The sequence below is a fragment of the Homoserinimonas aerilata genome (genome assembly GCF_006716125.1).
Taxonomy (GTDB): domain Bacteria; phylum Actinomycetota; class Actinomycetes; order Actinomycetales; family Microbacteriaceae; genus Homoserinimonas; species Homoserinimonas aerilata.
This window is the reverse complement of sequence record NZ_VFOM01000001.1, coordinates 1,372,122-1,386,859: the sequence shown is the minus strand read 5'-3', so window position 1 is coordinate 1,386,859 and position 14,738 is coordinate 1,372,122. Positions and strand designations below refer to the sequence as shown.

At 66.3% G+C, this 14,738-nt stretch carries 11 protein-coding genes; 5 read left to right on the top strand and 6 right to left on the bottom strand.

The features are described 5' to 3' along the window. Window positions 1-27: 27 nt before the first annotated feature. The 5 genes from FB562_RS06510 (at window position 28) to FB562_RS06490 (ending at window position 9,632) form a co-directional block, all read left to right on the top strand. Window positions 28-1,986: a BCCT family transporter gene (locus FB562_RS06510; protein WP_246081365.1), complete on the top strand. Its 1,959-nt coding sequence runs from the start codon at window positions 28-30 to the stop codon at window positions 1,984-1,986. 263 nt (window positions 1,987-2,249) lie between these two features. Next, the gene (locus FB562_RS06505; RefSeq protein WP_141880405.1) at window positions 2,250-5,264 is read left to right on the top strand and encodes an FtsX-like permease family protein; all 3,015 of its coding nucleotides are present in this window, start codon (window positions 2,250-2,252) and stop codon (window positions 5,262-5,264) included. Further along, window positions 5,261-7,990 carry an FtsX-like permease family protein gene (locus FB562_RS06500; protein WP_141880404.1) on the top strand — a complete coding sequence of 910 codons (2,730 nt, stop codon included), beginning with the start codon at window positions 5,261-5,263 and terminating at the stop codon, window positions 7,988-7,990. Before FB562_RS06505 ends, FB562_RS06500 begins: the two co-directional genes overlap by 4 nt. Further along, on the top strand, window positions 7,987-8,928 hold the full coding sequence (locus FB562_RS06495; protein WP_141880403.1) for an ABC transporter ATP-binding protein: 942 nt from the start codon (window positions 7,987-7,989) through the stop codon (window positions 8,926-8,928). Before FB562_RS06500 ends, FB562_RS06495 begins: the two co-directional genes overlap by 4 nt. After that, complete coding sequence (locus tag FB562_RS06490; RefSeq protein ID WP_141880402.1) at window positions 8,925-9,632, top strand: ABC transporter ATP-binding protein; 708 nt, start codon at window positions 8,925-8,927, stop codon at window positions 9,630-9,632. The genes FB562_RS06495 and FB562_RS06490 overlap by 4 nt, the downstream gene beginning before the upstream one ends. A 27-nt stretch (window positions 9,633-9,659) precedes the next feature. Here FB562_RS06490 and FB562_RS06485 read toward each other — a convergent pair whose 3' ends face one another. The 6 genes from FB562_RS06485 to FB562_RS06460 are packed head-to-tail and all read right to left on the bottom strand — an operon-like array spanning window position 9,660 to window position 14,733. Further along, on the bottom strand, window positions 9,660-10,523 hold the full coding sequence (locus tag FB562_RS06485; protein WP_141880401.1) for a MurR/RpiR family transcriptional regulator: 864 nt from the start codon (window positions 10,521-10,523) through the stop codon (window positions 9,660-9,662). Further along, window positions 10,501-11,331 (bottom strand): phosphonate ABC transporter, permease protein PhnE, encoded by an 831-nt coding sequence (gene phnE, locus FB562_RS06480; RefSeq protein ID WP_246081364.1) that lies wholly within the window; start codon window positions 11,329-11,331, stop codon window positions 10,501-10,503. Before phnE (FB562_RS06480) ends, FB562_RS06485 begins: the two co-directional genes overlap by 23 nt. Before the next feature lie 8 nt (window positions 11,332-11,339). After that, window positions 11,340-12,146, bottom strand: a complete 807-nt coding sequence (gene phnE, locus FB562_RS06475; RefSeq protein WP_141880399.1) for a phosphonate ABC transporter, permease protein PhnE — start codon at window positions 12,144-12,146, stop codon at window positions 11,340-11,342. Beyond that, window positions 12,143-12,964, bottom strand: a complete 822-nt coding sequence (phnC, locus tag FB562_RS06470) for a phosphonate ABC transporter ATP-binding protein (RefSeq protein WP_141880398.1) — start codon at window positions 12,962-12,964, stop codon at window positions 12,143-12,145. Before phnC ends, phnE (FB562_RS06475) begins: the two co-directional genes overlap by 4 nt. 19 nt (window positions 12,965-12,983) lie before the next feature. After that, entirely contained in the window at window positions 12,984-13,991 is a 1,008-nt protein-coding gene (phnD, locus tag FB562_RS06465) for a phosphate/phosphite/phosphonate ABC transporter substrate-binding protein (protein ID WP_141880397.1), read from the bottom strand. A 7-nt stretch (window positions 13,992-13,998) separates the two neighbouring features. Further along, window positions 13,999-14,733 carry an HAD family hydrolase gene (locus FB562_RS06460; protein WP_141880396.1) on the bottom strand — a complete coding sequence of 245 codons (735 nt, stop codon included), beginning with the start codon at window positions 14,731-14,733 and terminating at the stop codon, window positions 13,999-14,001. Window positions 14,734-14,738 lie beyond the last annotated feature (5 nt).

Sequence of the window (14,738 nt, the reverse complement as noted above, 5' to 3'; positions counted from 1 at the left end):
CACGCAGTTGCTGCAAGTATGGGACTCGTGAACAGCGATCACGGAACGGATGACAACGCCAACAACACGTCGCGGTCTGCGGCGCGTCCAGGCGCCCACGCCGCAGGAGTAGCACGAAACATCGCCCGCGGGCTGAAAGGCCTGGCGCCGAAGGGTGTGCATCCGGCGCTGATCCCCGGAGTGGGGGTGGAGCAGACCGGGCGGGTCTACCGCACCGACTGGCTGGTGTTCGGTGTCGCCGCGGCCTTCACCGTCGCCTTCATCGGCTGGGGCATCTTGGCTGGCGATAACCTCGCCGCGACCGCGCAGTCCTCGCTGAACTGGGTGATCGAGTACACGGGGGTGTTCTTCACCTCGGTGGCGACGGCGATTCTGCTGTTCATGATTTTTCTTGGCGTCAGCAAGTACGGTCGCATCAGCCTCGGGCGTGATGATGAAGCCCCCGAGTTCTCGATGTTCTCGTGGATCTCGATGCTGTTCGCCGCAGGCATGGGCATCGGCCTGGTTTTCTGGGGGGCTGCGGAGCCTCTGACCTTCTTCGAGACACCGCCGCCGGGAACAGTCGAGGGCGGCACGCTCGAGGCCATGCAGACCGCACAAGCCCAGGTGCTGTACCACTGGGGGCCGCAGGCATGGTCGTTCTATGCGCTGGTGGGTGTGGCGATCGCGTACGGGTCGTTCCGTCGCGGGCGCACACCACTGATCTCGTCGGTTTTCGCACCGCTGCTGGGGGAGAACAAGACGACCGGGCCACTCGGCAAGACGATCGACATCTTCTCGATCCTCGTGACACTGTTCGGCACCGCCGCATCCCTTGGCCTGGGCGCCCTGCAGATCGGCCACGGCATCGAGATCGTCTCCGGCATCGGCGAGATCGGCAACGGGGTTCTCATCGCCGTGATTGCGGTTCTCACCGCGTGCTTCATCGCATCCGCAGCATCCGGTGTCTCCAAAGGAATCCAGGCGCTGTCGAACACCAACTCTGTCGCGGCCATCGTTCTGTCGCTGTTCGTCTTCTTCGTCGGCCCGACCCTGCTGATCATGAACATGATCCCCACGATCGCGTTTGAGTTCATCAATAACCTTCCGCAGATGATGGGGCGTTCCGGCGCGCAGGGCGAGGCGACGGAGCAGTTCCTCGCCGCCTGGACGATCTTCTACTGGGCCTGGTGGATCTCGTGGTCACCATTCGTCGGCATGTTCATCGCCAAGATCTCTCGAGGCCGCACAATCCGACAGTTCGTGACGGTCGTGATCCTCGTGCCGTCACTGATCTCTCTGATCTGGTTCGCGATCTTCGGGTCGACCGCGATCGATCAGCAGATGAACGGGGCCGAGCTGCCGACGACACCGCCCGAGAATGTGCTCTTCGGTGTACTCGCGAACCTTCCGTTCACCGAGATCACGAACATCCTGCTGATCCTCCTCATCGCGATCTTCTTCATCACCGGTGCCGACTCGGCATCCCTCGTCATGGGAACCATGTCGCAGCAGGGTCGCCCCACCCCCAAACGCTGGGTCACAATCACGTGGGGCACGCTCGTTGGCGTGATCGCCGCGGTGCTGCTTGCCACAGGAGTGGAGGGGAGTGGCCTGCGCGCGCTGCAGAACGTGACAATCATCGCGGCACTGCCGTTCGCGCTCATTCTCGTCTTCATAATGGTCGCGCTGATGAAGGACCTCAGGCGCGACCCGCTGATCCTGCGAGACAAGTATGCGCGGCAGGCACTCCGCCACAGCGTGCGCACAGGGTTGGAGGAGCACGGGGACGACTTCGCGCTCGTCTCGACCGAATATGACCACTCGCTTGACGAGCATCCGTGGGTCGACGAACCGGCAGACGAGGCGTTCACCGAAATCTTCGAGACCGCTTCGCCGCCGCTCACCGAGGCAGACACCGACGCAGCGGTGAGCGACCCGGATGCTGCTGACGGGCAGTCCCCGACGCTCGGCCAGAGCCAAGACCCCGAGTCGACGAGCCAGTGATCGCCGTGCTGGTCGCATGATCCCCTAAACTGCCGCAGGGCCGTCGCATCAGATGACGCCACCAATGGAGGTGAACCGTCATTCATTCGTCAGGGGCTCTTCGAGGGTGGGTCGGCGCCCTCGCAGTACGCCGCTGGCGCGCGCAATCCAGGCTGTTTGCCCTCGTCGTTGCCGTCGCTGTCATCGCCGGATCGGTGCTTGCCGGATCGTTGCTCCTCGTTCGCGCTGCAGAAGAGGCGGGCGTTCGAGATGCCCTGACGTCGATGACCGGCGATCAGGTGGACGTCACCATCCGAGTGATCGGCCCCTCGAGCCCTGTCGCCGAGACTCGAAAGGCTCTGGATGACGCGACCGCGAAGGCCTATGGGCCTGAGGTCAGCTGGTCGAGCACCGGCTGGGTGAGCTCCGACTGGCGGACGACCGCAGCAGGTGTCTATTCCTACCTTGTTGAACTCGACGACCCCGCTGCGGAGGCAGAGCTTGTGGTCGGCCGGTGGCCGACGTCGGGGCTCGGCATCGCAATGCCCGAGGCAGCCGCGCGCTCCCTCGGCGTCGGCGTCGGCGACACGTTCACGCTCGTGAACGATGAGACTCCCGTCGAGCTGCACGTCGACGGTCTCTACCGGTCATCGCCAGACTCCGGCGTGTTCTGGCAGAACGACCCGCTGGCGGCGGCGGGGAATGCCGTCGATTTTGCAGAACCGGGCAGATCGTTCTACTTTCCCGTGCACGCAGTGGGCCCGCTCATCGCGGCACCGAATGGGGTAGACGCATCTCACATCCCGCCGGCGCAGCTGTCGGTGGTGGAGCATCCGTCGTTCACCTCCACGGGTGTGGCCGGGTTGCCTGCCCTGCACGAGCGGGTGGCGGATGCTGAGATTGAGATAGCGCGGGCCGCCGAGTACCCCGGTGAGATGCTCATCATCGACACCAAGATGGACACCGCGCTCGATGCTGTCTCCGAGGGGCTCACGGCATCGCGTGCGGCAGCACTGATCATCATCCTTCTGGTGCTTGTTGTCGTCGCCGTTGCGGTCGCCTCGGTGACGCGGTTGCTTGCGGATGCCCGTGCCGCAGAATTCGAGCTGCTCCGTTCGCGAGGGGCGTCGTGGCTGCAGACTTCCCTCGCCGTCGCGATCGACGCGACGGCCATCGCAATTGTGGTCGCGCTTGCCAGCCCCTGGGGTGGCGTGCTTCTTCATGCGCTGATCGTCGGGTCTGCGCCGCTGAACAAGGCGGGGCTCGAACAGTGGGTTCTCCCGGATGCGGCGGTGTGGTCAGGTGCGATCGCGTTTGCGGTGGTCATCGCCGCACTGATCTTCGTGCCGTCGGTTGCACCTCGCCAGCTGACCGCGACGACGTGGGCGCCCGCGATGGCAGTGGCAACCGAGAGCGCCGTCGTTGTGGCCGCGATGCTGATGGTGTGGAGAATCGCAGCAGTTCAGCCCGAGGGGGGCGACCTCCTCCTCACCGCCACACCCGCAGTGCTCCTGATCGCCGCCGTGATTATCGGAAGCCGTGTTCTGATCGTCGCAACCCGGGGGATTGCGGCGTTGACGTCGAAGGCGCGGGGAGCGATCCTGCCGCTGGGTGGCTGGTTCGCAGCCCGCGGCCCTGGCCGGTCCGCCGGGGCGGTGCTCATTGCGTTGACGGTGGGCGCATCCGTGGTGATTCTCGGCGTGAATGCGACCTGGCAACAGTCTGTTCAGAATGAGGCTGCCGTGGCGTTGGGGGCACCCGCACGAGTCGAGTCGGGCGATGTCTCCATCGCTCCGAGCATCGCGGCAAGTGCCGCGCCCGTGATGCGCCGGGACGCGCTGATCTCCAAGACAGATCCTGCGGGTCCCGGCGGACCCGTGCCGGTAGCACCGGCGCAGGTGCTGGGGCTCAGCGCCGCAGCACGCGCTGTGCTTGACGAGGGACCGGCTGCAGAAGCGGGCGGATCGGCGATCACCAGAGCCCTGACTGAGGCAGGCTCCGAAGACACCGGGCCTATGGTGCCCACCGGTGCTGTATCCCTGCAGGCCGGGGTGGCGTTCGAAGGGCCGGAGGGTGTGGTCGCCGAGGTCTCGATTGCGCTCGAAGACGCAGCAGGCACCATCACCGTCGTTCCGCTGGGTTCCATCACCGCCGGCACCGCGGTGACGTTGGTGGCGCCGATAGCATCGGACGGGTTGCAGGAGGATGTCCGCTTGGTCGCCGCAACCATGCACCTCGATTCCGACGTGCCCCTGACGGGTGAGACGCCAGCCGAACTGACTATCGGCACACTGACGGCGTTGACCGCAGAGGGCACGGCCACGAGCTCGCAGATGACACTGCGTGATGCTTCGAGCTGGCGCGGCACGAACAGCAACGACGAGGCAGAGCCGCCCACGGTCACGGTGACGGATTCCGAGATCCGCCTCGATTCCGTCGTCGGGGTCAGCTATTCGCCGGTCACCTACGGCGCGGTCGGGTGGGACCCGTCGGGGGCGATCAGCGCAGTGGTTCCCGAGTCCTTGATGGATGACCTTGATGTGGAGGCGGGCGCGCAGCTGCAGGGTTTCATCGCGGGCACACCGGTGTCGTTCCGAATCGTCGCCGACACGAGCGGCGTACCGGGTTCGGCAACGGCCAGTGACCTTGCGGCACTCGAATCCGGGCTTCCCTCACCGTCTCGAATGACGTCGACCATAGTCGTCGACGGAAAAGCTCTCGTTCACTGGCTTGTGCAGGCTTCAGCGCATGGGCCGCTTGTCGACGAGTTCTGGCTGAGTGGCGAGGTCGCAGACGCCTCGCTCACGTCTGACAGCAACGCGGGAGCAATCGTCGATACCGCGACTCTCGCGCAGGGGATGATGGAGGCACCGCTCAGAGCAGAGATCCCCGCAACGTCAGCGATCGCCGTCTGGGCCAGCGTGTTGCTCGCGCTCGCAGGATTCGGCGCCCGAACAGCCGCGATCAGCCGGTCTCGTCGTCTTGAGTCGGCGCAGTTGCGCGCCCTCGGGCTGTCGCGACGCGGGATGCTGGGTGTCGCGTCCGCCGACGCCGGTGCGGTTGCTGCAGGCGGCATCGTCATCGGGCTCGGAGCCGGCCTCGTGACGCTGATGCTTGTCGGCACCCGAGTCGTGACCGCGAGTGGAGGGATGGGGGTCAACCTCGTAGTGCCCTGGCAGGCTGTGACCGTTCTTCCTCTCGTACTACTGGGGGCGCTCGCCGTCATCTCCGTCGGAATCGCGAACGGGCAGCGTCGCCTGCCGCTTCCCGATCTCCTGCGACTGGGGGCAGACGGATGAGCGTGTATCGGTCCGGCAGCGGATGGCGCGGTGTGAGGGCTATCGGCGCATCGTTCCTTCTCGTCGTGCGGCGGGCGCGCAAAGATCTGGCACCCCTGCTCGGAATCGTCGTGCTGATCGCCATCATGAGCGCGATCGCGGTGGCGGCGCCCCGCGAGGTCGACGCGACACTTGACCGCGCTGCCCGCGAGGCAGTTGCCGCCGCCGGCACGGGGGCAGATCTGCTGCTGCGCTCGTCCATTTCGGATGAAGCGGGCGTCGGAACCACGACGGCTGAACGGCTCCTCACGTTCGCCGGCGAAATGCCGGGGCGCTTGCCGGATGGCCTGTCCGCTGCTGTGGCGGAAGTGCACACCGGAATCCTTGGTCCAGAACTCAGCGGAACAGGTCCGCTCGGAGTTGTGCGGATGCGTATCGGTGTGTTGGATCCATCAGCCGAAGCCGATCTGCGCGTTGTGCAGGGGGAGTTGCCGAGCGGTGATGAGAGCGAGGGAGCGGTCGAGGGAGCGGCCGTCGCGCCGATCGATGTCGTCATCTCCGCTCCTTCCGCCGAGGCGGCGGGGCTCACTGTCGGCGACTCCGTCACCGTCGCGGGCCGCGTAGGCGGCAACGACATCACCGTTCGTGTTGTCGGCATAGCCGAAGTGATCGACGCTTCTGCACGGGCGTGGGTTGACCTTCCTGGTGTGTGGGACCCGCGGGAGATCTCTTCACGGGGAGCTCGTTCAGGGGTGACGTTCACTGTTCTCAGCGACGTGGCCGCGTTCGATCGGGTGTCGAATGAATTTTCTGATGTGTCGATGGGCATCATCCGCACCGCATTCGAGCCCTCGACGTTCACCCTGCAGCGAGTCGATGACGTGCGTGCGGAGATCGACGCAATAGAGACATCGACGTCCGACATCAGTCAAGGGGCGCCGCTCAGTGTCAGCGCCACTTCGGGGTACGAGGCCGCATTGGAGGGGTTTACCGCGGCGGTGACTGCTGCGACGGCTCAGCTGTCTGTGCTCGCGGCCGGGTTGCTCGGCGTGGCTGTGCTCATCACAGTGCTGTCGACTACAGCGTTGGCTCGTCGTCGGCGAACGGAGATCGCGCTGCTTCGCTCACGCGGAGCCTCACTTGGTGTGATCGGCGCACACGCGGCCACCGAATCGGCGGTCGTCACCCTGATCGGCGCCGGTCTGGGCGTCGCTGCCGCTTCGATGTTCGGCGATCGTGTCGACTCTCTGCTGCTCCTGTGTGGCGCGATGGTCATCGTCGCCGTGACCCCTGTCGTGACCACTCTGAACTGGGCAAGAGAAGCCGTAACATCGTCTCGAGCACGCGCCTTCCGCATTGCCGGGGTTGCGGTTCTGGTCGCAGTGGCTGCCCTGGCGGTGATCGCGCAGCGTTCAGGAGTGAGCGTGGAGGGTGCGCGTATCGATCCACTCGCTCTTGCTGCTCCGATACTGTGCGCCGCAGTGGTCGCTCTGGTGCTTTCGCCGCTGTCCGGGGCTGCTGTGCGGCCGATCTCGAGGCTTGCGTCCCGCACACGCGGGCCTGGCGCGCTTCTCGCTGCGTCAAGCGCCAGGGATGGGCGGTCGGCCGTGACATTGTTCGCGTTGATCCTCGCCGTCAGCGTCGCGGTGACCTCCGTTGTGCTGCTCCATACCGTGGCGGCGGGTCAGGAATCTGCGTCCTGGCGGGCGGTGGGTGCCGACGTGCGCATCGACGATGCGACGGATGCCGCCACCCTGGTTGATGAATTTGAGGGCGCGGGAGCAACAGCAGCGGCGATCGCGGAGCTCCCGGGCGTGGATGTCAAGGGTGACGGCAGGTCGAGCAAGGCGACGGTGTTTGCCGTCGAGGAGGATTACGCCCAGGTGCTGTCGGCGCTTCCTGCCGGTCATGCACAGCGTGCGGATGCCGACGCGGTGAGACGACTTGTGGCGCAGGACGGCGGCGCCCAGGGCCCGGTGCCTGTGTTGTTCGACGCCCGGCTGACGGCTGTTACCGAAGGCGACACCGTCACCCTGGACATCGACGGCACGTCTGTTCCGGTGACGGTTGTCGGCGCAGCCGTAGCCGGACCGGCGGGGTCGGGGCGCTCGGTGTTTATCGACAGGTCGAGCTTGTTGGCCTATCTGGACGGCGTGGTCGCACCCTCGGCAGGGGAGGAGTCGCTGGCGGCCGTTCCGCTGTCAACTGTGCTTGCCGCCGGCACGAACGCGCGCTCCACCGCGCAAGCGATCTCCAACGGTGACGAAGGCAGCGTCATGATTCGCGAGGATGTTCTCACGCAACTCCGCGCTGATGCCCTGGTGTCGGGCGTTGCAACGGCAACCCTGCAGTCGCTTATCGGCACCGGGATCCTGGCGCTGTTGGCCCTCGTCGTCACCGCTGTTCTCGGTGCCCGGCGTCGGGGGCGCATCTTGGCGCTGCTGGGCGCACTCGGCGTACCCAAGCGAGCCAACATCGCTCTTGCAACCGGTGAACTGGTGCCGTTGGTCGTGAGCGGGATCGTCGGCGGAGGGGTTGCCGCTGCCGTCGCGATCGGCGTGGCCGGGTCGGCTTTCGGCGTTGAGATTCTTGCGGGAGGGCCCGCGCCCATCATCGTGTCACCATGGCTGATCGCCGCAGTTGTCGGGGCCGCCGCAGTGGCGCTGGCGATTGCGGTCGCGATCGATATGCCACTCTCGCGGCGCGTCAGCACGGCAGAGATCCTGCGAACAGGGGAGGAATCATGACCATAAGCAGTTCACTCTCAGAAGCGAGGGGGTCGGGATTCGGGGCGGATGCTCTCATTGCCTGTGACAGCGTCGTGCGAGTGTTCCGCAGCGGCGGCGTTGAGGTACAGGCGCTGCAGGGTCTCGATCTGCTCGTGCAGGAGAAGGACATGCTCGCGATCGTGGGCGCATCCGGATCGGGCAAATCGACGCTCCTCGGCATCCTTTCGGGGCTCGACGCACCGACGGCCGGCACCGCCCACCTGGCGGGGCACGACCTCACGACGATGCGTGGGGCAGAGCTCGTGCGGTATCGACGCTCAACTGTCGGCCTCGTGCGCCAGCAGTCCTCGCGCAACCTTCTGCCCCACCTGACCGCAGCCGAGAATGTGTCGTTGCCTCTCGCCCTCGCCGGAGCCGGGCGACGCGAACGGTCGAATCGGTCGGGTGAGTTGCTGCGGGCGCTCGGGCTCGCCGATCGCGCCGATCAACGACCAGCGCAGCTGTCGGGCGGCGAGCAGCAGCGTGTCTCGATCGCGGTGGCACTGGCCGGTTCGCCTCGGGTGCTTCTCGCCGATGAACCCACAGGGCAACTCGACGAAAAAACCAGCGACGAGGTGTTCGGCGCGCTTCGTGCCGTCAACGACACGTTCGGATGCACGATCGTGATCGTCACCCACGACGCCACAGTGGCCAGCCAGGTTCGGCGAACCGTGGCGATCCGCGACGGCCGCATCTCATCGGAGACGCTTCGCCGTGAGCAGCTCGATGCCAGCGGCGTTGCAACACTGTCTGAGGAGGAGTTCGCCGTGCTCGACAGGGTTGGCAGACTTCAGCTCCCCAGCGAATACCGTGAGGCCCTGGGGCTCAACGAGCGGGTGCGGCTCACGCTCGAGAGCGACCACGTGGGCGTCTGGCCGCAGCACGATCATGATGAGCCCGAGGGAGAGACGCGATGACTGACGTGCTCGTGGTGGAGAACCTGACCCGAAAATTCCGCACGCCGGCCGGCGAGGTCACGGCGCTCAAGGACGTGTCATTTCGGATTCCTCGGGGTGAAATCGTCGCCCTCTCTGGGCGGTCAGGGTCGGGCAAGACCACTCTGTTGAACTGCGTCAGCGGCCTCGATCTCCCTTCCTCCGGAACTGTCATGTTGGACGGCCAGTCGGTGACAGGGCTCGACGAAGCGGCGCGCACGCGCATGCGCCGCGACTCGATTGCGTTCATCTTTCAGACGTTCGGCCTGCTGCCTCACCTCACGATTGCTGAGAACGTCGGGCTTCCGCTGCGGCTGCGGCGAGAGCATCCTGAGCTTCGTGAGGAGCGTGTTGCGCATCTGCTCGACTTGGTTGGCCTCGCGCGACGTGGCGGATCTCACCCGGATGAGCTGTCGGGCGGGCAGCAGCAGCGCGTAGCCATTGCTCGCGCCCTGGCCAACTCGCCTCGGCTGCTCATCGCAGATGAACCCACTGGGCAACTCGACGCCGCCACCGGGGCTGCAATCATGGACCTCATTCGAGCGGCGGTGCACGCCGAGTCGGCGACTGCCCTGATTGCCACTCACGACAATTCGGTTCAGGATTCAGCCGACCGTATTCTGCACATCGCAGACGGAGCGCTCAGGGGCCGCGTTGGTCGTGGAGCGCATGCCATGCGTCCCTGATGAGGCACAGCTGATCGCTCGGGGGGCTTACTCCTGAATCGCCGCGCCCAGCACCGAGAGCGTTGTCGCACGCGCCTCGTACCCGCGCCCTCCGCGGCGCTCGACGAGCACGTCGACGAGACCCTCGGTGACGAGCATGAGTGCGGCCCTGGATGCGTGGAGCAGCTCGTCGGTGAAGCTACCGCCGGCGGGCGGCACGACGAGGGCGATGTCGGCGAGTTCGGCGACGGGGGAGCGTGAGAATGAGGTGATCGCGAGCGTCTGGGCGCCGCTGTCGTGTGCGGCCGTCATGCCGGTGAGGGTGGCCCTGCTCGCGCCCGAGCCTGACAGCACCAGGCAGACGGAGCCCGCGCCGAGGTGTCTCGCGGCGATCTGCTGCGCGAGCGGGTCGGAGAGGAGCTCTGCGGGCCGCCCGACCGCGCTGAGGCGCAGCACCATGTCGAGCCCGAGCGGTGCCGACAGGCCGTTAGCGATTACAAGCACGCGGTTTGCGCCGTCAAGGGCACCAATGAAGGCCTGCACGGTCTCTTCTGTGATGGCCGAAAAAGTGTGCCCGAGGCGGGAGCCGAAGCGGTCGACGCCCGCGCGCAGGGCGCCGAGCATGGTTCCGTCGTCGGTGACTCTCTCAGCGGATGTGCCGAGCGCGAGCTCCTGGGCGAGAGCCACCCGCAGTTGTGGGTAGCCCTCGTAGCCTAGCGACTGCGCCGCACGAATCACGCTCGCGCGCCCAACCCCGGCCGTGGTCGCGAGCTCCTGCGCGGTGCTGTCTACCGCTGCGCCGAGGTCGGCCAGGATGGTTTCGAGGATGCGCCGTTCGCTGGGCTGCAGTGAGGGGCCGAGCGCGACGATCCTCGCGGTCGGCGGGGCGTCAGTTGGTCCGTCCCATGCCACGCGCTCTCGCCCCCTCCATGATGCGACGGCGCAGAGCACCGGAGATCCAGTCGATGATCATGGTGACGACAACGACCACGATGAGCAGCATGCCCACCGTATCCCACTCGCGATAGTTGGTGTAGTTCGACAGCATGCTGCCGATTCCGCCCGCACCGACGAGGCCCAACACCGCGGATGTGCGGATGTTGATCTCGAAACGGTAGAGCGCAAACGACATGAGGGCGGGGGCGGATGCCGGCCACAGCGCCCAGCGCGTCACCTCGGCGACACCCGCACCGGCTGCGCGCACCGCCTCTGATGCGCCCTCCTGCACCGACTCGATCGTCTCGTACACCCACTTGCCCTGCGTGCCGATGCCGGCAATGCCGAGCGCGAGCGCACCCGTGAACGGGGTGAGCCCTGTCACGGTGAGAAGGATGAGCGCGATGATCACCTCGGGCACGGCACGAATGACGGCGAACAGACCGCGCAGGGGGATGCGCAACCAGGCGGGGCCCACGGAGCGTGCCGCCAGCATCCCGAGTGGAATCGACAGCACAACGCACAGCATTGCGCCCAGCCACGCCATCGAGATGGAGCGCCACATTTCGAAGAGCGCCCGCGGCAGCTTCTGCCAGTTGGGGTGCTCAAACATGAGCCCGCCGTAGCGCAGCAGTTCGCCCGGAATCTCGCCCGTCTCAGACCAGTTGATGTCGAGATCGAGGCTGGCCGCGATGACTATGACACCGACAATGAGAGCGGCGATTGTCGAGCCGAGCCGTGAACGCCGCGGGGGAACATCCATGCCGATCCGCTTGGCGGTCATCGTGGCACTCATACGAGCCTCCGGCGCAAGAAGTTTGAGCACACCTCGATGAGGATGACCACAACAAGAATTTCGAGGATTATGGTGCCGACATCGTCGTAGGCGTAGAACGCGCGACGCTCGTTGAGCAGCCGGCCGATGCCGCCCGCGCCGACGATGCCGAGGATCGCCGAAATGCGCACATTCAACTCGAGGGCATACAGCCACTGGTTGGCGAAGAGCGGCCAACTCTGCGGCAGCGCGATCAGTCGATTGATCTGCGCCTGGGTGCCGCCCGCAGCCAAACTCGCCTCAAGGTAGGGGTGATCGGCCGAATCGATGGCCTCGGAGACGAGCTTGACGACGATGCCCAGGTTGAACAGAAACAGCGTGATGACGCCAGGCAGGGCTCCGACGCCGATCACCGCCACGAGAACGGTCGCATACACGAGGTCGGGAACCGAGCGGATCACATTGACGGCGGTGCGCACGAGGCCGCGCGTGAGCTGGTTCGGGTTGGTGGGCCGCGCCGCCCACAGGGTGAGAGGGACCGAGATGATCGCGGATGCTACGGCGCCGATGAGTGCCATCTGCAGCGTCTCGAGCATCGGCTCGATGGTGCGGGGCAGAAACGCGAGGTCGGGCTGCAGGATCTGCCCGAGCTTCTCGGCGCCGTTGCGCCAGTTCTTCGCGATCGCAGCAAAATCGATGTCGACGCCGCCGATCGCCGGGATGCACGTGGCGATCGTGAAGGCGGCGAACGCGAGCACGATGAGCGCGGTTCGCAGCCGAGTGTTGGGCCTCGGCGGCAGCTGCAGTGGGGCGCGCTCGCTCACCGAGCCGTGCCAATGCGGTCGTGGGGCTGAATCGAACGCCCATAGATGCGCTCGAAGTCGGCGTCGGTGGCCTCTCCTGAGGGGCCATCGTGCACGATCTTGCCCGCACGGATGCCGATCATGCGGGTCGTGTACTGGCGCGCAAGATCCATCAGGTGCAGGTTCACCACAACCGTGAGCCCCTGCTCGGCGTTAATGCGCTCCAACTCATGCATCACCGAGTGGGCGGTCGGCGGGTCGAGGCTCGCAACCGGCTCATCGGCGAGCATGACGCTCGGCTCCTGCGCCAGCGCCCGCGCAATGGCAACACGCTGCTTCTGCCCGCCCGAAAGCGACCCTGCCCGCGCCCACACCCGCTCGAGCATCCCGACAGAGTCGAGGGTGCTGAGTGCGAGCTCACGATCGCGGGCAGAGGGCACACCGCTGAGCGTGCGGATGAGCGAGGCGTGCGCAAAACGCCCGACAAGAACGTTGTGATAAACGTCGACGCGCTCGGCCAGGTTGAAGCCCTGAAAGATCATGCCGATGTGGCCGCGCAGCTCACGCAGTTGGCGCCCACGCAGACCGGTCACCGTGTGCGGACCGACCGTGACCGTGCCCGAAGACGCCGGAACGAGGCCGTTGACGGTGCGGATGAGCGTCGACTTGCCCGAGCCGGAGAGCCCGACAACCGACACCATCTCTCCGGCCGCGATGTCGAGAGAGACATCGCGGAGGGCGACGGTGCCGTTGGGATACGTCACCGACACGCCAGCTAATTTGATAGGCCAAGATGCGGGGGCCGAGAAGGCCCCCGCAACTGACGTGACGTCATTCATGCGTCGCTCGCGTGCCTGATTAGTTCGAGAACTCAGCGAGGATCTCGCCGTAGCGGGTGATCTCCTCGTCGGCGGTCTTGTTCGTCCAGTCAGACAGGCCGACCAGGTCGAACATGACGGTCGCGGCTTCTTCAGATGAGTCTGCGTAGCCGTCCATGAGCTCGCTCAGCTTCTTGACGAGGTCGGCCGGCAGGCTCGATGACACGGCGACTCCACCGTTCGGAATCATGTCGGTGTAGGCGAATGCCACAACCTTCTCGGCGATGTCGGGTGCCTCGCTCGTGACCGTGGTGCGCGCATCCCAGTAGGCGAAGCCGACCTCGGCGTCACCGTTGTAGACCGCGAGGATGGCGTTGTTGTTGCCTTCGACGGGGATCTGCTTGATGTCGGCGTCGGTGTCGATGCCGGCCTCGCGCATGGCGACGACGGGGTACTGGTAGCCGGCGGGTGAGGTTGCGGCCTGCAGGGCAACGTTCGCGCCTGAGACCTTCGCGAGCGCGTCGAGCCCGGCGGGGCCAACACCCTTCGCGTCAGCGCCGGCCTCTTCGATGCCGTTGCAGTACGAGAGCTGGATGCCGCTGGCCGCGTAGTTCGACAGGGCAGGCTCGTCGGCGCAGTACTTGTCGGGGTTGTTGGTCACCGCGATGGCCGCGTACGAGGTTGCCCCGAAGCGCACGTCGCGCAGCACGAGCTTGGCGTCGTAGCGCTCGATCGCGTTGTAGAGCGAGCCCGCGTCGGTGATGATGACCTGCGACTGGTCGGCGCCGAGCGCCTCAACGGTCGCGGCGTAGTCGTTGGCAACAACACCCTTGACGTCGATGCCGAGATTCTCGGAGAGGTAGGCGGTGAGCGGGTCGAGTGCCTCGGCGAGGTCCTCGCCCTCGACCGAGGGAACGAGCGAGATGGTGATCGACTCGGGCCAGGCGGTCTCGTCGTCGCCGCTGGGCGCGTCGGTGTCGGTGCTGCAACCGGCGAGGGCGAGCGCGGCCACGAGACCGAGGCTCGTGATCAGCAGGGGCTTGCGCATTACAGGGTTACCTTTCGTTGGGTGGAGCTGTGGGTGAGGAGACCGCGTCTTGGGGCGCGGGGGCTGAGGGCGAGGCGACGGATGCTGCGGCTGCTGCTGCGGCCCAGGCTTCGATGTCGCCGCGGAGCTCGGCGAGGCTGTGGGCGCGCATCGTGACCTTGTCGGGGGCGTGGGATGCGGTGGCTCCGACGAGGGCGGTGTCGGCGCCGAGCGCGAGTGCGGGTGCGAGGTCGTTCTCGACGATGTCGCCGACCGCGAGCACGGGCCCCGAGGCGATGGCGTCTCGGATGACGGCGCTGAGCCCGGCGGGCTTGCCCACGGTGAAGCGGAGCTCGTCGAAGAGTTCGTGCACGCCCCAGCGCTCGAGCAGTGGTTCGATTCCGGATGCTGGCGCGTTCGTCGCGAGGATCAGTCGCGCATGCCGGCGCAGGCCGGTGAGAAAATCGACGAGTTCGGGCATGGCCTCGACTGGCGCGTGCTCGCTGCCGAGCTGGCCGCGGCTGATCTCGTAGGCGGTGCTGAGCTCGGCGGGCGAGACGCCGGCGGCTGCGGCGAGCGAGCCGACGATATCGTAGCCGTCGCGATAGCCGGGCTCGCCTGACTCGAAGGCTGCGAGTGCCTCGTGGACATGTGCGAGAAACCCGTCGCCTGCGGCCGGCGCGGCCTGCCGCGCGTAGGCCATGACCGGCCCCGACCCCGTGGCGATCGTGCCGTCGAAGTCGAATACGATGGTCGGTCTCACGGCAC